21 protein-coding genes are annotated in these 19,136 nt (G+C 33.2%); 17 read left to right on the top strand and 4 right to left on the bottom strand.

All coding sequences use genetic code 11. The features are described from left to right. Positions 1-70: 70 nt before the first annotated feature. Positions 71-664 carry a hypothetical protein gene (locus tag LF886_RS12745; RefSeq protein WP_236849920.1) on the bottom strand — a complete coding sequence of 198 codons (594 nt, stop codon included), beginning with the start codon at positions 662-664 and terminating at the stop codon, positions 71-73. Positions 665-895: 231 nt separating this feature from the next. Here LF886_RS12745 and LF886_RS12740 point away from each other — a divergent pair, with 231 nt between their 5' ends. Continuing rightward, positions 896-1,291: a VOC family protein gene (locus tag LF886_RS12740; RefSeq protein WP_236849919.1), complete on the top strand. Its 396-nt coding sequence runs from the start codon at positions 896-898 to the stop codon at positions 1,289-1,291. A gap of 197 nt (positions 1,292-1,488) precedes the next feature. Beyond that, entirely contained in the window at positions 1,489-2,358 is an 870-nt protein-coding gene (locus LF886_RS12735) for a DMT family transporter (protein ID WP_236849918.1), read from the top strand. Between the two features lie 384 nt (positions 2,359-2,742). Here LF886_RS12735 and LF886_RS12730 read toward each other — a convergent pair whose 3' ends face one another. Beyond that, the gene (locus tag LF886_RS12730; RefSeq protein WP_236849917.1) at positions 2,743-3,525 is read right to left on the bottom strand and encodes a YdcF family protein; all 783 of its coding nucleotides are present in this window, start codon (positions 3,523-3,525) and stop codon (positions 2,743-2,745) included. A gap of 153 nt (positions 3,526-3,678) precedes the next feature. On the opposite strand from LF886_RS12730, the gene LF886_RS12725 reads away from it, so the two are divergent. From LF886_RS12725 to LF886_RS12715, 3 genes are all read left to right on the top strand, one after another. Then, a complete protein-coding gene (locus tag LF886_RS12725; RefSeq protein ID WP_236849916.1) occupies positions 3,679-4,491 on the top strand; it encodes a helix-turn-helix domain-containing protein in 813 nt (270 codons plus the stop codon). A 66-nt stretch (positions 4,492-4,557) separates the two neighbouring features. Beyond that, complete coding sequence (locus LF886_RS12720; protein WP_236849915.1) at positions 4,558-5,031, top strand: DUF6265 family protein; 474 nt, start codon at positions 4,558-4,560, stop codon at positions 5,029-5,031. An 813-nt stretch (positions 5,032-5,844) separates the two neighbouring features. Continuing rightward, positions 5,845-6,606 (top strand): O-methyltransferase, encoded by a 762-nt coding sequence (locus LF886_RS12715; RefSeq protein WP_236849914.1) that lies wholly within the window; start codon positions 5,845-5,847, stop codon positions 6,604-6,606. 353 nt (positions 6,607-6,959) lie between these two features. On the opposite strand, the gene LF886_RS12710 is transcribed toward LF886_RS12715, so the two are convergent. After that, positions 6,960-7,193 (bottom strand): SymE family type I addiction module toxin, encoded by a 234-nt coding sequence (locus tag LF886_RS12710; RefSeq protein ID WP_236849913.1) that lies wholly within the window; start codon positions 7,191-7,193, stop codon positions 6,960-6,962. 149 nt (positions 7,194-7,342) lie between these two features. Between LF886_RS12710 and LF886_RS12705 the strand changes: the two genes are divergently transcribed. The 11 genes from LF886_RS12705 to LF886_RS12655 all read left to right on the top strand — a co-directional run bounded on the left by LF886_RS12705 (position 7,343) and on the right by LF886_RS12655 (position 16,883). After that, a complete protein-coding gene (locus tag LF886_RS12705) occupies positions 7,343-7,768 on the top strand; it encodes a helix-turn-helix transcriptional regulator (protein ID WP_236849912.1) in 426 nt (141 codons plus the stop codon). A 55-nt stretch (positions 7,769-7,823) separates the two neighbouring features. Continuing rightward, complete coding sequence (locus LF886_RS12700; protein ID WP_236849911.1) at positions 7,824-8,312, top strand: hypothetical protein; 489 nt, start codon at positions 7,824-7,826, stop codon at positions 8,310-8,312. 203 nt (positions 8,313-8,515) lie between these two features. Then, on the top strand, positions 8,516-8,992 hold the full coding sequence (locus LF886_RS12695; RefSeq protein WP_236849910.1) for an ABC-three component system protein: 477 nt from the start codon (positions 8,516-8,518) through the stop codon (positions 8,990-8,992). A gap of 1 nt (position 8,993) precedes the next feature. Next, positions 8,994-9,485, top strand: a complete 492-nt coding sequence (locus LF886_RS12690; RefSeq protein ID WP_236849909.1) for a three component ABC system middle component — start codon at positions 8,994-8,996, stop codon at positions 9,483-9,485. Positions 9,486-9,495: 10 nt separating this feature from the next. Further along, complete coding sequence (locus LF886_RS12685) at positions 9,496-11,430, top strand: DUF3732 domain-containing protein (RefSeq protein WP_236849908.1); 1,935 nt, start codon at positions 9,496-9,498, stop codon at positions 11,428-11,430. Positions 11,431-11,744: 314 nt separating this feature from the next. Continuing rightward, entirely contained in the window at positions 11,745-13,859 is a 2,115-nt protein-coding gene (locus tag LF886_RS12680; protein WP_236849907.1) for a carboxy terminal-processing peptidase, read from the top strand. 151 nt (positions 13,860-14,010) lie between these two features. Then, entirely contained in the window at positions 14,011-14,343 is a 333-nt protein-coding gene (locus LF886_RS12675) for an ArsR/SmtB family transcription factor (protein ID WP_236849906.1), read from the top strand. A 142-nt stretch (positions 14,344-14,485) separates the two neighbouring features. Continuing rightward, positions 14,486-14,950: an SRPBCC domain-containing protein gene (locus LF886_RS12670; protein ID WP_236849905.1), complete on the top strand. Its 465-nt coding sequence runs from the start codon at positions 14,486-14,488 to the stop codon at positions 14,948-14,950. A 132-nt stretch (positions 14,951-15,082) separates the two neighbouring features. After that, on the top strand, positions 15,083-15,661 hold the full coding sequence (locus LF886_RS12665; RefSeq protein ID WP_152288843.1) for a YdeI/OmpD-associated family protein: 579 nt from the start codon (positions 15,083-15,085) through the stop codon (positions 15,659-15,661). Between the two features lie 17 nt (positions 15,662-15,678). Continuing rightward, complete coding sequence (locus LF886_RS12660; RefSeq protein ID WP_236849904.1) at positions 15,679-16,077, top strand: DoxX family protein; 399 nt, start codon at positions 15,679-15,681, stop codon at positions 16,075-16,077. Between the two features lie 251 nt (positions 16,078-16,328). Next, the gene (locus LF886_RS12655; RefSeq protein ID WP_236849903.1) at positions 16,329-16,883 is read left to right on the top strand and encodes a DUF4256 domain-containing protein; all 555 of its coding nucleotides are present in this window, start codon (positions 16,329-16,331) and stop codon (positions 16,881-16,883) included. 759 nt (positions 16,884-17,642) lie between these two features. On the opposite strand, the gene LF886_RS12650 is transcribed toward LF886_RS12655, so the two are convergent. Continuing rightward, complete coding sequence (locus tag LF886_RS12650; protein WP_236849902.1) at positions 17,643-18,602, bottom strand: hypothetical protein; 960 nt, start codon at positions 18,600-18,602, stop codon at positions 17,643-17,645. Positions 18,603-18,761: 159 nt separating this feature from the next. Between LF886_RS12650 and LF886_RS12645 the strand changes: the two genes are divergently transcribed. Next, positions 18,762-19,130 (top strand): hypothetical protein, encoded by a 369-nt coding sequence (locus LF886_RS12645; protein ID WP_236849901.1) that lies wholly within the window; start codon positions 18,762-18,764, stop codon positions 19,128-19,130. Positions 19,131-19,136: the final 6 nt, after the last annotated feature.

Genomic DNA, 19,136 nt, shown 5'->3' with positions numbered 1-19,136 from the left:
TTTAACATAATATAAATTATAGGACTTTTATTGTTTTATTAGAATAGAGTATTAACCTACTCAGAATCCATTATTTTCCAAATTTTTCTTCCAGATATTCTTTAACGACTTCTAAGAACTCTTCTTTGGTCATATAATTATCCAGAAAAGTTTCAAGGCTTCCTTTATTTTCAATTTCCTCAAAATAATTTTCATGGTCTGTGCTGTATACTGTCGGATTATTTTGGTTAGGATCTGTAAGGCATACAAAATAATGATCCGGATATCCGTACGAATAAAATATACAGATAAATTCCATCTCTGTTCCCTGTACGGTTTCTCTGATTTCATTTTCCTCTACAAACCCATCTAGCTCGCCAAAATCTTTTGAGTCTTCCTTGAATGGCAAAAACAACCAGTCTTTATAAAAATCCTGGCCGTAAAACTGTTCATGATTTGAAAAATAATGCTCCAGTAAATCTTGATAAAAAACTTCATTATTATTGGCATATAAACTCTTTTTATTTTCGTAGAATTGATCTATTCCATAAACATCCCATTCCTTATCGTATAAATAATTGCTGAATTTCAGACTCTTCCAGTTCTCCGCGAAGTTTTTTTCTGCGCTTACACCTTCTGTATTTCCGCCTAATATGTTCAGTTTTTCTATTATTTCAGTATACATTATGTTAAATTAAATAGTTTAAATCACTTAAAATCAATCCGATAAAACATTACCTATGGTCTTTCATTTGATGTTTTTTGCCTTTACATCCTAATATTATGTTAAATTACCCTATTGTAAACGTTATTAGGTGGATATTTCAATGATCTATAAAAGTACAAAATCTTGTCACATGACAGCTTTTATGATGGTGAAACATGATAACTTTACTCTCAACCAAAAGAAAATAATATGAAACCTACAATGATCTGGTCCAATCTGGCTGTAGCCAATCTGGAACGTACGCACAAATTTTATACTGAATTAGGATTTAAACCGAACGGTCCGCATACTTCGGACCAACTGGTAAGTTTCTTTTTCGGGGAAAAGGATTTTATTATTCATTTCTTCTTAAAACAAATCATAGAATCTAACCTGAAGCAGATACAATTCTGTGACACAGAGAAAGCAAACGAAATAGTTTTTACCTTATCGGCCGATACTAAAGATCAGGTAGATGCATGGGCCCAAGAAGTTGAAAAAGCTGGCGGAAAAATTATTTCAGAACCGGAAAGTTTCGGAGACAACTATTATGGTTTTGTTTTTGCCGATCCTGATGGTCATAAGTTTAATGTTTTTTATATGTAACCTGGAAAATATTTTCCCTATATTTGAACTTCAACAAATAAATATGAACCGCGCGAACTGTCTGCCTCCTCCGGCACCTTAATATTTTCAAATTAATTTGAAGCGTTCTTATGCCATTAAAAATATAATGGCCAGAATTACTATGCTTCAGATTCTGACATAAAAATATTAATTCAAATCTTTACAGTTCATTCTCAATGAAAAAATCATATGTAGTATTACATCTGGCCGTGGTATTGGCTGGATTCACAGGTGTGTTCGGAAAATTAATCACCCTTAATGAAGGCTTACTGGTCTGGTACAGACTCCTCTTCTCCTCTATTATTTTATTCTTTATTTTAAAATTGCTGAGAATTCCCTATAGACTTTCTACACAGGAAAAAACCCGTATAATGAAAGCTGGGCTGCTTATCACCATACACTGGCTTTTTTTCTACGCCAGCATCAAATACTCCAATATATCAATCGGTGTAGTCTGTTATTGTCTCACCAGTTTTTTTACGGCTGTATTTAAACCTTTGATCGACAAAGAGAAATTTAAAATCTCAGAGCTGCTTCTCAGTACATTGACTTTGTTGGGGATCAGTCTGATCTTCCATTTCGATGCCTCTTACCAGCTGGGAATTATGCTAGGTGTTATTTCTTCTGCTTTAGGAGCGCTCTACACCATTTATAATAATCGTTTGGTGAGACACTTTGACACCAAAGTAATCAACTTTTATCAGATGATTGGCGGTACTTTAGGCCTCGGAGCTCTTTTGCCCATATACCTCGTTATTTTCCCGGCAGATAGCATAGTACCTGACTTGAAAGACACGGCTTATTTGAGCGTTTTAGCTCTTTTTTGTACAGTTGGGTTATATGTGGCCTTTGCAGAGGTTTTAAAGAAAATTCCAGCATTCACTGTGAACTTAACCTTCAATCTGGAACCTGTTTATGCCATCATTATAGCCTTTCTGTTTTTTGGAGAAAGCAAAGAAGTAGGATTTCCATTTTATATAGGATTGACGTTCATTATTGCTTCTGTAATTTTGCAGACACTCATTTCACTGAAGAAAGTAAAATAATATCTAAAGCTGTTAAACAGTTTTATTTAAACCATACCAAAAGATGACATCTTTTAAACCACAAAAGTTACAAAAGTTTTGAACACTTAAGTTTATTAAGTTCCTGCTTTGCGTATATAAAGTACACTAAAGTTGTTTAAAAATCTTTGATTTTTCTCTTAAGTGAACTTACTTATACAGGAGAATATTAAAACTTTCTAAAGTGTACTAAAGTGTTTTAAAATTATATGATGTTTGGATTCTTTCGGAATGACAATCAAACCATGTCAAGGTTTTGAACCTTGACATGGTTTACAAATTTTCACCTTAATTAGAACGGTTTTTGAACACTTAAGCTTTACTTTCCTGAGTGAGCTAAAATGTTTTAAAATAAACTTTAGAATGCTATTTATTCATTCCCAAACTGTTATACAGCTGCACCTGCCATATTCCCAGTACCTCTTTTAGCATCACAAATGTAAATGCTGCATTATAGCTGTTCGGAAATATCGTTATTTCAGTATCTATAAAATCTGATGCCTGTGGAATAGGTTTTAACCCAAATGTCTGAAACAGAGAAACAGATCTCTTCATATGAAACCCGGAAGTTACCAGATACACACTAGAAGGAGCCATTTGCTTTACTATTTTGCTGGAATATTTTGCGTTTTCATAGGTATTCATGCTTTTATCTTCCTTAATAATATCAGAATCTGGCACTCCCATCTTTTTAAAATTTTCGCTGAATACTTCAGCTTCACTTGTATGCCCTCTTCCTTTTCCGGAAATTAATATTTTACAAGGTTGATTATTTTTCTTGTATTCATGATACAATTGATAAGCGGTTACAATTCTGGAATAAGACATGGTATGCAGCTTTTCTGTATTGTCAAAATTTACAACCCCGCCACCCAATACTACAATAATAGCGCTCTGAGAAGGTGTATTTTTAGGAGTAGAAATATTAACATAACTTTTCTGCAGATATCCGGAGGTTAGCTTACCCAAGAAGCCATTTCCTATAAAGATAATCATCAAAACGGCCCATATACAGATTCCTATCCTCAGATTTTTACGCTTATTTTTTCTTTTTAAAAGGGTTATAATAACTACCGCAAGAAATACTAAGAAATAAGGTTCTGTAAAAAGCTGAAAAACACGGAATAAAAGGTCTAGTAAAAATTTCATCTATGATAATATTGATTAATGTTTAGAAACATCGGATGTACAAAGATAAGGGTAATTTCGTGAGTGCTACCATTGTCAATATATTTCAATAGCCTGTTTAAAGTAATTTCACTTTTTATTTAATAATTTTATAAGATTAGAATATTGAGTACAATGGATTATCAAACCTTTCAACCACAACCGGATCTGGCTTCTATCATAAAATGCTACTGGACTCTGGACAGCCCCAGGGAAGCTGTTCCTCAGGTACAAACCATTGTTCCGGATGGCTGTATGGAAATGATCATTCATTATGGTGATCTTTATAATCAATATATCGATGGGAAACCAGTTCTACAACCCAGAAGCTGTGTTTTTGGACAATTGACCGAACCCCTGAAAATAGAGCCCACAGGTATTACCGGTATTTTCTCTGTTCGTTTTCATCATGATGGGTTCATTCCATTTGCTACAATTCCTATTAAAGAAATGGATGATCAGGCCATTCCGCTGGAAAAACTCTTCGGAATACAGGGAGCTGAATTGGAAAAAAATGTATTGAAAGCTATAACAGTACAGGAAAAAATAACCATTGTAGAAACGTTTCTACTGGAAAGACTTAATACAGAAACCATTGACAAAATTGTACAATCTACTGTGGATTTGCTGTTGAATGTCGACGGAAAAATATCAGTCAATGAACTTTCAAAACAGACAAATATCAACAGAAGACAACTGGAACGTAAGTTTTCTTCAGCCATTGGATTGAGTCCGAAACAGCTCTCAAAAACCATCCGGCTTCAAACTACAATCAAACATCTTCTGAATAAAGAATATGCCAGTCTTACAGCGCTCGCCTACGAATCCGAATATTACGATCAAGCTCATTTCATCAAAGATTTTAAGGAATTTACAGGATTTACCCCAAAAGAATTTTACGGAGATATGCTGCAGATGTCTCTTCTATTCTACAGAAAAGATTCCTGATGTCGCATTTTTACAATTTTAAAGTACCTTTTATTTTGAACTTTGCTGAAATAAAATAATTAGGCAATGAAAACAAAATTAATCCTTGCAATGATCGGTCTATCCATTGCAGCCAGCTGGACACAACAACAAAGTGAAACTAAAAAAATTGAATGGCTTCTCGGAACCTGGGAAACCAAAACCTCCAAAGGAAGCCTCTACGAAACATGGACCCGGAAAAGTGATACCGAACTTCAGCCAAAAAGCTATTATCTGAAGCAAAAAGATACCATCCTTTTTGAATCTGTACGCTTGGTAGAAAAAGATAAAAAACTGCATTATATGGTATCTGTAAAAGGTCAGCATGATGAAAAGCCTGTTGATTTTGTATCAACTTCTATGTCTAAGCCCAACTCACTTATATTTGAGAATCAGGAGAATGACTTTCCCCAAAGAATCACTTACAAAAAGATCCGCAAAGATTCTTTATTTGCTGAAATCTCCGGGATGGTGAACGGAAAAATGGCCAGACAGGCATTCCCTATGAAGAAGATACAATAAATGGTGTTCTTTTTATCCTGCTTATCATAACCAGGGTTCTGCATTTCTATAAAGCCTGCAACGTATTGACAGCAACAGACAATGAACAATTATTAAGATAATTTCGACTCATTTATCTTTTTGTTTATACAAAATTATTTATACATTTGCAGTCATTAAACAACACACTATTTAGTGTGTTAATGAAAAACCAATACCTACCCTAGTGAAAAAGCAGAAAAGTATCGCCGTTTTTATGGCTGTAATCCATATATTTTTGGACAGACATTTTTGTAGACAAAAAAACAAAAACTCCTCCTTACATCTTAAGAGACGGCTGCAACCTTAAACAGGTAAAAAACAGATATTTGTGTAATTAAAATTTAAACCATTAAGAATAGATAAGTTGTTAAGAATAATTAAGAGAAGATCTAAAGATATTCAAGAAACATAACGCTTAACTCAAATTTATTTGAGTCTTAACTTCACTTAAAATCTTAAGTACCCTTAATGGTTTAAAAAAATCTCTCGCTGATCAAGCAGATATCGCAGATGATTATATTCTAAAAAACGGTGTAATCCCAAAATCTACAAGAGATCAATCTCTGCTCCATCAGGCAAGATCACGTACCTATCTTTAGCTCACTGAAAGAAAGAAAATCATATTTTTAAAAATTTACATTTAAATTAAAAAATAACAATTATTATTGATTAATTATCTTACATATTATTAAAAGATTATAAACAAATTTGATTTCAAAATTAATATTGTCTCAATGCAATATGGTTTTAAAAAAAATACATTTGTCTTGTAACTTTAATACAATCAATGATATGTCAACAGTTCTTAAAACATTTGTAGCTTATCTTAAAAGACCTGCTCTTTATCCTGAACTGGGCAGAAAAATTATTAAAAATACAATCAACAGAAGAAGCCCGTTCAAAGGAAAAGCAAAAACAAATTCCTGGGCTGCCTCCATAGCAGTATCTCAAAAAGAAGCGGTTTCCAGACTTTTCTCTATGGACACTGATCATTTCAGAGAAGTATATGCTGATACTCTGGAAAAAGCAAACTTAAAAGAAAAAGAATGCCCTATTACAATGGGCGGTCCTGGTGCCCTGGAGCTTATTTATTATGCATGTGAATTTACCAAAGCACAAAACGTTCTTGAAACAGGAGTAGCTTATGGATGGTCTTCCTTAGCCATATTGCTTTCAATTAAAAAAAGAAATGGCACGCTATATAGCTCAGATATGCCTTATCTTGCTCAGGATGGTGATCGCTATGTAGGTTATATTGTTCCTGAAAGCCTCAAAAAATTTTGGAAGTTATTTCGTTTTGCAGATAGAGAATCTTTGCCTAAAATCTTTAAAAAAGCATCCTTTTTTGATGTTTTCCACTATGATTCTGACAAAAGTTACTATGGAAGAATGTGGGCTTATCACCAAATCTATAAAAGATTGAAACCTGGTGCCGTATTTATCAGTGATGATATTGGTGACAATTCTGCGTATCAGGATTTTTGTAATAAAAAAAAGATTAAGACTTCTGTAGTAAAATATAGCGGAAAATATATCGGAATTTTTGTAAAATAAATAAAATCTGCGTGCGACTATCATCCGCTTCATCAGACAAGTTCACTTGTCCATCCTTAGCCTACTTAAAAATATAAAAGCCTACATCTGAAAACTTTGCGTTTAAAAATTCTAATAAAATATTTGAACCATTAAGAAATAGATAAGCTGTTAAGAATAATTAAGAGAAGATCTAAAGATATTCAAGAAACATAACGCTTCACTCAAATTTATTTGAGTCTTAACTTCACTTAAAACCTTAAGAACCCTTAATGGTTCAAAAAAAATCTCTCGCTAATCAGGCAGATATCGCAGATTCTTTTGTTTACTCTATCTGCGCAATCTCCTAAATCTGCGTGCGACAATTAAAAATTTTATCCCCCATAATCTACTTCCCTTTCCAGAACAATCTGGTTTCTACTTACGGTAACCAGTATCTTATCTCCTGCCTGAAAACCACATTGCTCTACCCACTTCCCTGCAATTCTTATTTCCGGGAAGTAAACTATTTTGCCATACGATCTTGAAAACGATTTGAGGAAAACCGTAAGGTTACGATTGCGCAGTTCATTATATTTGCTGCTGTTCATTCTTATTTTTCTTTTCATATTTGTTATTTTCAACAAATCAAAACATAATCAGGAGGATATACCAGTTGAGGAAAGGATAATTTATTCAGAAAGAGAGATATTTTAGAATAGTATTTATTTTAAAACAGAGCTTTATTTTTTTGTTCTAAAGCTTTATATTTGTTATTATGAGTTACACAGATATGCAAAATAAGAAAATACATCAGGGTAGAAATATAAAGCGTTTCCGCGAAATGCTGGGCATCAAACAGGAAGCCCTAGCTTTTGAACTGGGTGATGACTGGAACCAGAAGAAAATCTCCCTTTTAGAGCAAAAAGAAACCGTAGAATCTGATATTCTGGCGCAGGTAGCTCAAATCCTGAAAGTTCCTGCAGAAGCGATTGAGAATTTTGATGAGGAATCAGCAATTAATATCATAGCAAATACTTTCCACGACAGCGCCGTTGCAAATACTTTTAGTGACGGTGGACAAGCAAATTTTCATTGTACTTTTAATCCTCTTGATAAAATGGTTGAGCTTTATGAGCGTATGCTAGAACAGCAGAAGGAAATGATTGAAAAATTAGAGACATTAATAGAGAAAAGAATATAATGCACCTATCTATATTTTAAAATAAGTATGCCATAAGAACTATTGAAATATAATTATGACTAATAACCCTTCTATTTTTTCTGCCAGTGAGCCTAATTTAGGTTACCTATACCAAATCAGGTATGGATTAATGCTCATTATATCTGAATCTAACGATGATGCAAAACTATTACTTGAAAAAATTGATGACATTAGTATAGATTCTCTTAATTCATTAGATGTTTATCAAACTAAATTCCATCTTAATTCTGTAACCAATCTTACAAATGCAAGTGTTGATTTATGGAAAACAATAAGAGTTTGGAGCGAAGGAATTCAGGATGGTACTTTTAATATAGATAACTCTATTTTCAATCTTATAACAACTGCTACTGCATCTAACGGTACAATTCCATTTAAATTAAAACAGGGAACACAATCTACTCGCGATATAGATAATATTGTAAATGATCTTTCTGAGGTTGCAAGAACATCTACTAATATAACTAATTCTAGTGCTTATGCTTCATTCTTAAGTTTGACAGTAGAGCAAAAAAAGGATTAGTTGAAAAAATAATTATTACAGATGCTTCAGTTGATATTAATGAAGCTAAAACTAAAATTCTTCATGAAATAAGGAATTCATCATTAAAAAAAGATGCTCTTTATGAAAGATTAGAAGGTTGGTTTTTAGGTGAAGTTATTTTACAATTACAAAATCTAAGAGATGAAATTACGGCTAAAGAAGTCAGATTAAAAGTCATTGATGTGGCAGACACATTAAAAATTGATAATCTGCCAAATGATTTTGATGTTTCAATTACTGGTGATACTACTCAACTAAATACATACAGAAGTTTTAGATTCGTAAAACAATTGGAGCTGGTAGAAGTAAATCCAAGATCAATAAATCATGCTATTAGTGATTATCATCGGACCTTTAGCCAAAAGTCTAAATGGCTTCGAGAAGGACTTATTAATCCCAGTGATGATATAATTTATGAAAACAAGTTAAAAGAAGATTGGGATAAAAAGTTTTCTATTATAATAAATCCAACCGATGATGAGGAAACACAAAAGCGTGTTGGAAAAACTTTTTATGAATCACACTATGTAAGTCAATGCCCACAAATCTTTATTAAAGACCGTTTTAGAGAGAATTATATGATAACAGGTTCTTGCCATATGATCTCTGATAAAAAAGAAATAGGTTGGCATCCTAATTTTGAAAATAAGATAAATTAATATGAATTTACCAAAATGGGAAAACAGACCAGAAGTGACAGCTCATCTTGTTAACCCAGCATTTTGTAGCGAGATAATACGAGAATGTATTAAGGCATATAAGAATGAAAAAAATAAAAACTTACCTTTTTCATTATCTGTCCTCATTTTACCAATTGTTTTAACAAGTAAAATCAGGGAAAGACTACCAAAGACAAAAGCAACCACTCTTCATAGTTGGATAAACGGAAACGAAGATTTAAAGATAGGATTTGCTTTACATGTTAATAGCTATCTACCCTTTTCAAGAGAAGCAATAATGTTTGGAATTGCTCATGATTCATTAAGTATTGATGAGGACGGTAATATAGATATAAGAGTAAGAAGAAAAAAACTCAAACAAAATAACGATGAAGTCAAAAGTTGTATAACTAAAGCAGCTCTACTTGGGAAATTATTTTCTAAATCTGGTACACCAATAACAATATATTCCATGTTTGGAATTAAACCATAAAATATTTTTCATGCAAATAAAAAGTTTAATTTTTTACAATAGACAAGGAGATAAAAGAATTCTTTCTTTTGAACTTGGCAAAGTAAATATCATTACAGGTGAATCTAAAACCGGAAAAACAGCAATAATAGACATTATAAATTATTGTTTATGCAGTGATGATTGTAGAATTTCTGAAGGCATTATTAGAGATACTGTTGAATGGTTTGGTATTTTACTACAACTTGATGCAGAACAAATATTTATTGCCCGACAAAATCCTAATAGGCTAAACCAAGCTTCTACACAATATATTCATTTTGAAAATGCTGATACCATAAAAATTCCTGAATTATCAGAACTTAATAATAATTCAGACATTAATACTCTGAAAGATTTTCTAACCAAGAAATTATTTATAGCTGAATTTACAAATGTCCCTGATTCAGGGACAAGAGCTCCTCTAACAGTAAATTTTAAACATAGTAGATATTATTCCTATCAACCTCAAGATTTAATTGCTCAACGAAATTATTTGTTTTATAATCAATCAGATCCTTTTATTGCTCAATCCATAAAAGATACACTTCCATATTTTTTAGGTGTTTTAAGAGAGGATACCTATCGTTTAGAACAAGAAATTTCTGCAAAAAAACGTGAATTAGCAAAATATGAAAAAGAGCTAAAAGAGTATGAACGTCTTAAACAAGATGGTGGTAAAAAAATTTTTGAATTTGTTGAAGAATCAAAACAGCTAGATTTACTTCCTGTAGATCAACAAACAGAAGATGAATCTTCAGCATTAGTAGCATTAAGAGAAGTTTTGAAATGGGAAACAACATTTAATGAAACAGCAGAAGGTGAAAATGAGAATTTGAAAAAAATAATTGAAGAAAAAAATGAATTAATAAAGGAATTGGGTAGAATAAATGATGATGTAAAAGCCGTAAAAATATTCATCAACCAAACTTCTGATTATTCTGATGAGGCTACCCAACAAAAAGTGAGACTGGAATCTATTCAATTATTTGGCGAGACTGAGGCAGAATTACATAATTGTCCTTTATGTAGTCAAACGATTGATACAACAATACCTTCAATTGAAGCAATAAATCGATCACTTTCTCAAATTTCGGAAAACCTGACAAACACAATCCAAGAACGTCCGAAACTTGGAAGCTATATAGAAAAATTAACCTCAAATCAAGATGATTTAAAAAAGCAAATTGAGTTAAAACAAAATAGTATTAAAGCAATATATACAGAACAGGAACAAGCTGGGAGACTAAAAGACTTAAATCTGAGGCGGGGTAAAACCATCGGCAAAATATCATTATTCCTTGAAAGTTTACATCTAGTCGAAGAAGATAAAACATTACATGATAAAATTCAATTGTTGAAAGCAAAACTTTCAGAATTAGAACAACAAATTGGTTCTGAAGAAAAAGAAAGCCGTTTAAATGCTGTTTTGAACCATATTAATACACAAATGACAAATTGGGCAGCCAATTTAGATATAGAACATCAAAATTCACCAATACGTTTTGATATAAAGAAACTAACTATATTTATTGATACTCTTGATAGGTCTATTCCTCTAAGCAACATGGGTAGTGGTGCTAATTGGCTTGCGGCCCATTTACTAATTCATTTTGCCTTACATCAATATTTTGTAAAAACTAACAGACCAGTACCTAGATTCCTTGTACTAGACCAACCATCACAAATATATTTTCCACCAGAAAAAGATATAAATCAAACAGGTGAAATTAATGAAAGTTCTGATGAAGCTGCTGTTAGACAGATGTATGACTTCATTTTCAATGTAACCGAATCATTATCTCCCTCTTTTCAAGTAATTATAACTGACCATGCTAAGTTAAAAACAGAACAATTTAAAACTGCAATTATTGAAGAGTGGAGAAATGGAATAAAATTAATACCAGTAGACTGGATACAAAATTAGTTCTGAAAAATAAAAAAAGTTTTTATTATTAAAACTTGTATAATCAAACAAATACACGATGAATTTATGAATAGATTTATTTTATACAACCTAATATTGGTATTGAAGACAGACAGACCCTTCAAACCATAAACTTATCTTAAAATCCTACTCCACAACTACTTATTATCAATATTTTTCATACATTCACATGATTTTTATAAAAGCACATTGAAAGCTCTTGTTTACTACTATTTTCAATCAATACATTGAAAATAGATCAATTAACAGCAACAAAACAAGTGTAATTTTCAATTAAAAGCACAATCATATATATGTTGAAAAATTTTAAAACCGTTCGTTTTTTACTTCTTCTTCCGCTTACATTTTGTGTGTTCGGTTTTCGTCCTCCCAACAATGAAGAAGAAAAGATGCAGATCATCATGGTCAATACAAAGAATATTTTGTCTTATCTGCATTACAGCCCAAAACCTATTAATGATGCGTATTCAAAAGAAGTGTATAAACAGTATTTTGAATCCATAGATCCTACAAAAATATATTTCCTCCAATCAGATATGGATGAGTTTCGTAAATACGAAACCAAACTGGATGATTATCTGAATACCGGAGATTTGACTTTTTATAAACTGACAGTCGATAAATTGTATCAAAGGATTGATGAAATAGATAAAATGACCAAGAATATTTTCAGTAAGCCGATCAATCTGGAAGAAGATGAAATACTGACTTTGGAACCTAAGCTGAAAAATGCATCGGCCAACAAGCAGCAGCAGTATAATGAATGGAGGAAATATGTGAAATACAATATTCTGCAGGAAATAGAATCCATGAACAGGAAAAGCGAGGAAAAAAAGAAGGAGGATGCCAATAACAAAGAAAACAGCAGTAAGCCCGAAGTACTGAGCCAGGATGAAAAGGTAAAAAAAGCGACAGAAAATGTTAAAGATCTTCTGGAAGAAAAGTTTATCCGATTCAAGAAAAGAAAAAAAATGGATTGGTTTACGGTATATATGAATGCCTATACTCATATTTTTGATCCGCATACAAACTATTATTCACCACAGGGCAAGGAGGATTTTGATACGGACTTCAAAGGAAAAATAATCGGAATAGGTGCAATGATCCAGGAAAAGAAAGGAAATCTCTTTATCGGTACATTATCCATTGGAGCTCCGGCATGGAAGACCAAGCAACTGACTGAGGGTGATAAAATTTTAAAAATAAAATCTAACCCCAATACTGATCCTGTAAATGTTGCTGATATGCTTTCCAGCGAAGCCATAAGATTAATCAGAGGCGAAAAAGGATCTCCAATTACTTTAACGGTAGAGAAAAAAGACGGTACCATTCAGGATGTAACCATGCTTCGCGAAGAAATAACTCTTGAAGATACTTTTGCTAAAAGTATTATCGTAAATGCATCTGATAAAAAATACGGATTGATCAATTTACCAAAATTCAATGCTGATTTTGAAGATAAAGATGGCAGAAATGCATCTGACGATATTAAAAAAGAAATCATCAAACTTAAGGAGCAAAATATCCAGGGAATTGTTCTTGATCTTAGAGGCAACTCCGGAGGGTCTTTAACGGAAGTTGGAGATATTATGGGTCTTTTCATGGATGCAGGTCCTTATGTGCAGGTGAAGGATGGAAATGGAAAGATTACCACCTTAAAAAATAAAAATGAAGTTCCCATCTGGAATGGTCCACTTGTGATTCTACAAAATGAATTATCTGCTTCTGCGGCAGAAATTTTATCCGGCGTAATGCAGGATTATGGAAGAGCAGTTATCATGGGATCTCCTGTATCATATGGAAAAGGAACCGTGCAGGTATTTGTAGATTTGAACAGGTTTCTCAATACTCAGGAAGACTTTGGTTCCATAAAACTAACCATTCAGAAATATTATAGAATCACCGGAGAATCTACACAGAGAAAAGGAGTAAGCTCAGATATCCAGATGAAAGATGTCTTTTCTTACGCAGACATAGGTGAAAAATATGATGACTATGCATTAGCTTGGGATAAAATACCGGGAACAAGCTTCACCAAACGAAACTTTCTCAATATTCAGGCTTTGCAGAAAGTAGGTACAGAGAGAATTGCTAAAAACGATAATTATAAATTATTACTTGAATACGCCCAATGGAGAGAAAATCTGGGTAAAGAAAAAACAGTGCCCCTGAGCATGCAAAAATACAGCGACCTGATGAAGGAAAGAAAAGCTCAGGATGATAAATTCAAAGTTTTGCAAACATTAGAAAGCGGTCTTCAATTCACCCTCTATCCCAAGGATATTGAAAGAGAGAAAAATGATGCAGCATTCAAAAATAAATCGGAATTATGGGTTAAAAATCTGAAAAAAGATCTCTATCTGCAGGAAGCCATCCATATAGTTGAAGATCTGGAAGTAAGATCTTAAGCGTACTTCTTATTCAAAATTCAAAATTACAGAGCTCAACAATGTATTTCCCTACATTTTTGAGCTTTTTTTTATTAAAATCAAAAATTTCACATAAAATATTTGCGTAGCTAAATAACTACACATATATTTGTAGTCAAATAACTACACGATGAATTTAAGAAGAGATGTTTTTCAGGCGATTGCAGATCCTACGAGACGATCTATATTGATGTTGGTGGCGGCACAGTCCATGACAGCGGGAGCCATTGCCTCCAATTTTGATACGGCAAGACCTACCGTTTCAAAACATCTCCAGATCCTTACCGAATGTGAACTGCTAAGATCTGAACAAAACGGCAGAGAAGTAATCTATCACCTTAATCCTAATAAAATGAAAGAAATAGCCGATTTTATAGAACCATTCCGCAAAATGTGGGACGAAAAGTTCAACAAGCTGGAAAGTGTGATGAAAGCGTATCAAAACATTAGTAACAAAGAATAAGAGATAAAAGATGAGAGACGAATAGATCATAGACTTCAAATAGTATCAATTTTCTCCCACTCTAATACTCTAATACTCTCCCACTCTCAAACCCAATAAACCCTCCTATTCTAAAACGATCCAACTCAAGAAAACTCAAAATATGGAACTTAAAACAAAAATCCACGCAGAAGACGGAAAACAGGAAATTTTCATTATCAGAGAATTTGATCTTCCCGTAGAACTCCTTTTCAAAGCCTATACAGAAGCTGAACTTTTCGAGCAATGGATGGGAACCAAAGTCACCAAATTCGAAAACAAGCAACACGGAAGTTACCGCTTCGAAACGTTAAATCCTCAGGGCGATGTGGTTTTCAGTGCCAATGGAACTATTCATGACATTGTTCAGAATGAGAAAATTATAAGAACTTTCCAGATGGAAAATACTCCATTTCCTGTTCAGATAGAGTTTTTAGAATTTGAAAAATTAACAGATACAACGAGTAAAATTACCATTCAAACCGTATATAAATCGGTAGATTTCAGAGACCAGCATCTGAAAATGCCTTTTGCACAGGGTATTAATATGGCACATAACCGTTTACAGGAAATAGTAGGTGGCAGGTAGCAGATAGTAGATTTCAGGTTGTCCATCATAGAGATAATCTCATTCCAAAACACAATACTCTCCCACCCTAATGCTCTCAAACTCTCTTACTCTAATACTCTAATACTCAAGAAACCCTCAAAAATAAAACACATGAATACAAAAGTTGATTTTTTCTTTAATGACGCCAAGCAATGGCAAAAAGAATTTGAAAAATTAAGAACAATTGCTTTAAGCACTGAGCTTGCAGAAGACTTAAAATGGGGATGCCCCTGTTATACCTATGAAGGGAAAAATATTTTCCTGATCCACGGTTTTAAAGAATATTGTGCAATTCTTTTCTTTAAAGGAGCTTTGATGAAAGATCCTGACCAGATTTTGATTCAGCAATCTGAAAATGTACAGGCTGCAAGACAGGTTCGTTTTACTGATGTAGAGCAAATCAACGATCTGGAAGAAGTTCTTCGATCTTATATGTTTCAAGCTGTTGAAATTGAAGAATCAGGCGCTAAAGTTGAATTGAAGAAAACAAAAGAGTTTGAAATGGCTGAAGAGTTTCAAAATAAACTGGATCAGAATCCGGCACTGCAGGAAGCTTTCAAAGCATTAACTCCGGGAAGACAAAGAGCCTATCTACTCCATTTTTCCTCCGCAAAACAGTCCAAAACCCGTGAAGCCCGCATTGAAAAATGCATTCCACAAATAATGGACGGAATAGGATTAAACGACTAACTATAAAAAAACAGATCATGAACACACCACAACAATCACAAAAAAGAACGAAGATTATTTACTGGATATTTACCCTTTGGATGGCTCTGGGAATGGTTTCCACCGCTATTGTCCAACTGATGAAAAATAAAGATGAACTGGCCAATTTCACCAATTTGGGTTATCCGGCTTACCTGATGACTATCATTGGAGTATGGAAAATCCTGGGCGTTATAGCTATATTGATTCCGAAACGCTTGCTGTTGAAAGAATGGGCTTATGCCGGCTTTTTCTTCGTCATGTCAGGAGCTGTTATTTCCCATCTTATTGTTGGCGATCCGGCTGGCAGAACTCTTCCGGCAGTATTATTATTGGTCCTGGTTCTTATTTCCTGGTATTTCAGACCTGCAGACAGAAAAATCACTATTATTGAGTAATAATTTTAATATTAAAATTTGTTTAAACTTTTTATAAAATCACAAAAGCTTCCGTTTCTCTAAAAAACATTTAAACCCAATAAAATAATTTCAGAATAATTTTAAAGATAAAGAGTCAGAAATTTTATCTTCGATAAAATACTTGCGCCTTAAACAAAACCTCATCAGCAAAACTTGCGCCTTTGCGATTTCCAACAACACAACACAACACAACACAACACAACACAACAAACTATAAAACAAAATTTGATATGAAAAAGAAACTAGCCCAGGAACAAATGAACGAACTTTTAAAAACACTAAAAGCCCGTTTTGAAAAAAATATGAACCGTCATAAAGACCTGAAATGGGAGAAAATCCAGCAAAAACTGGAAGCCAGCCCTGAAAAACTATGGTCTTTAAACGAAATGGAAACTACAGAAGGCGAACCCGACGTTGTAGATTACAATAAAAAAACAGACGAATACTCCTTCATTGACTGTTCACCAGAAAGCCCAAAACGCCGGAGTCTCTGCTATGATTACCCAGCCTGGGATGCCAAAAAAGCGAACAAACCCGAAAGCAATGTCATTGATACCGCTTCTGAAATGGGCATCGAACTTTTGACACAAGAACAATACCGCCATTTTCAGGAACTGGGAAAATTTGATCTTAAAACCTCAAGCTGGATCAAGACACCTCAGCAAATTCGGGAACTTGGAGGTGCCCTTTTCTGTGACAGAAGATACAACACCGTGTTTACGTATCACAATGGCGCAGATTCTTATTATGCAGCGAGAGGGTTTAGGGGAAGTTTGAGAGTGTAGATTGGGTTTGAGAGTTTTGAGAGTATGAGAGTATTAGGGTGTGAAAGTGTGCAAAAAAAACAGTGATTTTCAAAAACTTAGGTATACTTCATATACACAAAGCTGGAAACTTAAAATAACTAAAGTGTTAAAAATATTTTGTGACTTTTGTAGTTAAAATAGAATCTAAACATTGTGATTTTAAAACACTTTAGTACACTTTAGAAAGTTTAATATCGGCCTGCATAAATAAGTTCACTTTAGTAGAAAATCAAAGATTTTCAAAAAAACTTAAGTGTACTTCATATACACAAAGCTGGAAACTTAAAATAACTAAAGTGTTAAAAACCTTTTGTGACTTTTGTGGTTAAAATAGAATATAAACATTGTGATTTTAAAACACTTTAGTACACTTTAGAAAGTTTAATATCAGCCTGCATAAATAAGTTCACTTCAGAAGAAAATCAAAGATTTTCAAAACTTAGGTGTACTTCATATACACAAAGCTGGAAACTTAAAAATAACTAAAGTGTTAAAAACCTTTTGTGACTTTTGTAGTTAAAATAGAATATAAACATTGTGATTTTAAAACACTTTAGTACACTTTAGAAAGTTTAATATCGGCCTGCATAAATAAGTTCTCTCTAGAAGAAAATCAAAGATTTTCAAAAAAACTTAAGTGTACTTCATATACGCAAAGTAGGAAACTTAAAAGAACTAAAGTGTTAAAAATCTTTTGTGACTTTTGTGGTTAAAAAAAAAACTCATTTCCAGTAAAAATTAGGAATCTTTCAACCAAGGAGATTCCACACTCCAAAATATAATTTTCACACCAAGATAATTTTCCGCGTATTCTACAAACTCTTCTTTGGTAAAAGGTTTTTTAGTTTTAGGATTTTTATACGTAAGAGTCGGCTCCTGAACAGCCATTGCTACCAGAGGAAGCTTTCCTTTGTATTGATTGAAAAAAGGATAAGAGTTTTTCATCTGCGCTTTTTTATTCGGAACAATATCAGGCCCTCCAAGCCCTATATTATTTTTATAGGCGAAATCAAACAGTCTGGACATATACTGGTGATCATTATCCCATTCACACGGAAAAAAATTAACATATTGCAAAACGTAAGAATTATGGAAAGCACTTCTCGCAAATTTTAGATTTTCCAATTCAGCTTGAAAATAACGATCACAGCTAAAACCGGTTTTATCTGCTTTCATTTCTATATCTATTGATGTTTCCGGAAGATTAATCCCCTGAATTTTTCCGTCAAATTTCTTTGCCAGCTCTCCTATCAGCTTCTGAAATCTTTCACGGACAGCGGGATTCCACTGCTGAGTCACCCAACCGCTTCCAACAGGTTTATTCTCACCTGGATTATCATATTGAGGAACCAATCCTCCGGTATACTCTTTATCATTCAAAACATAATCAGGAATATATCTTGCCTGTGGCTCAAAAAACCTGTCCTGAAGCTGGATAAATAGTTTTCTATTTACGGAAGTTAAATAATCCAGATCTTTTTCAATAACAGAAAAATCATACACATCTTTTGATGTTTCCAAAGCCCTCCAGTTATATACAATCTGTACTCCACCAATATCTTTCCTCATAATCATCTTTTCAATATCATGAAGGTCTCCCGAGGAAGTATAAATGTAATTTTGAGGAGCCTGTGCCGTCACAAATTGTAACCCTAAAATAAATAATCCCAATCCCAGTACTTTAGTAATCTTTTTCATTAAAATCAATTTTAAAAGGTAAATCATTTATCATGCCTAAAAGCATTTGTCATTTTTAAGACTACTGAAAATTATTCTTATTTATCAACAATATTCTTTAATATATAAATAGTATTGTTATTTTTGGAAGGTAAAAATTTGATTTTAACAATTAAGGATATGAAAAAATTAATCTTATTGGGCGCTGTATCAGCTTTTTTAATTAACTGTAATAAGAAAACTGAAACTCCGGCTCCCAAAGTAGAAGCGGACACGATTGCTGTTGCTGAGCCTGTAATAGATACTCTTGGACCAAAATCGTTCTGTTATATCGGAGCTACAGGAAAAGACAGTGTTTTTGTTTCTATTGATGACAACTTAGGAACAATCACCGGAAAATTATCTTATAAAAACAGTGAAAAAGACAGCTCAAAAGGAGACGTAACCGGTTTCAAATCCGGAGATACCCTGAAGCTTACTTATGAATTCACTTCTGAAGGTAAAAAAGTAAAACAGATATTTACTTCCTTCAGAAAGATAATACGTTAACGGAAG

Source organism: Chryseobacterium sp. MEBOG07, assembly GCF_021869745.1.
Lineage (GTDB): Bacteria > Bacteroidota > Bacteroidia > Flavobacteriales > Weeksellaceae > Chryseobacterium > Chryseobacterium viscerum.
The sequence above is the reverse complement of the archived record's forward strand: the minus strand, read 5'-3'. Positions and strand labels throughout refer to the sequence as shown.

Coding starts and splice junctions, on each gene's coding strand:
- LF886_RS12745 (WP_236849920.1), bottom strand. CDS start 664: ATGTATACTGAAATAATAGAAAAACTGAACATATTAGGCGGAAATACA.
- LF886_RS12740 (WP_236849919.1), top strand. CDS start 896: ATGAAACCTACAATGATCTGGTCCAATCTGGCTGTAGCCAATCTGGAA.
- LF886_RS12735 (WP_236849918.1), top strand. CDS start 1,489: ATGAAAAAATCATATGTAGTATTACATCTGGCCGTGGTATTGGCTGGA.
- LF886_RS12730 (WP_236849917.1), bottom strand. CDS start 3,525: ATGAAATTTTTACTAGACCTTTTATTCCGTGTTTTTCAGCTTTTTACA.
- LF886_RS12725 (WP_236849916.1), top strand. CDS start 3,679: ATGGATTATCAAACCTTTCAACCACAACCGGATCTGGCTTCTATCATA.
- LF886_RS12720 (WP_236849915.1), top strand. CDS start 4,558: ATGAAAACAAAATTAATCCTTGCAATGATCGGTCTATCCATTGCAGCC.
- LF886_RS12715 (WP_236849914.1), top strand. CDS start 5,845: ATGTCAACAGTTCTTAAAACATTTGTAGCTTATCTTAAAAGACCTGCT.
- LF886_RS12710 (WP_236849913.1), bottom strand. CDS start 7,193: ATGAAAAGAAAAATAAGAATGAACAGCAGCAAATATAATGAACTGCGC.
- LF886_RS12705 (WP_236849912.1), top strand. CDS start 7,343: ATGAGTTACACAGATATGCAAAATAAGAAAATACATCAGGGTAGAAAT.
- LF886_RS12700 (WP_236849911.1), top strand. CDS start 7,824: ATGACTAATAACCCTTCTATTTTTTCTGCCAGTGAGCCTAATTTAGGT.
- LF886_RS12690 (WP_236849909.1), top strand. CDS start 8,994: ATGAATTTACCAAAATGGGAAAACAGACCAGAAGTGACAGCTCATCTT.
- LF886_RS12685 (WP_236849908.1), top strand. CDS start 9,496: ATGCAAATAAAAAGTTTAATTTTTTACAATAGACAAGGAGATAAAAGA.
- LF886_RS12680 (WP_236849907.1), top strand. CDS start 11,745: ATGTTGAAAAATTTTAAAACCGTTCGTTTTTTACTTCTTCTTCCGCTT.
- LF886_RS12675 (WP_236849906.1), top strand. CDS start 14,011: ATGAATTTAAGAAGAGATGTTTTTCAGGCGATTGCAGATCCTACGAGA.
- LF886_RS12670 (WP_236849905.1), top strand. CDS start 14,486: ATGGAACTTAAAACAAAAATCCACGCAGAAGACGGAAAACAGGAAATT.
- LF886_RS12665 (WP_152288843.1), top strand. CDS start 15,083: ATGAATACAAAAGTTGATTTTTTCTTTAATGACGCCAAGCAATGGCAA.
- LF886_RS12660 (WP_236849904.1), top strand. CDS start 15,679: ATGAACACACCACAACAATCACAAAAAAGAACGAAGATTATTTACTGG.
- LF886_RS12655 (WP_236849903.1), top strand. CDS start 16,329: ATGAAAAAGAAACTAGCCCAGGAACAAATGAACGAACTTTTAAAAACA.
- LF886_RS12650 (WP_236849902.1), bottom strand. CDS start 18,602: ATGAAAAAGATTACTAAAGTACTGGGATTGGGATTATTTATTTTAGGG.
- LF886_RS12645 (WP_236849901.1), top strand. CDS start 18,762: ATGAAAAAATTAATCTTATTGGGCGCTGTATCAGCTTTTTTAATTAAC.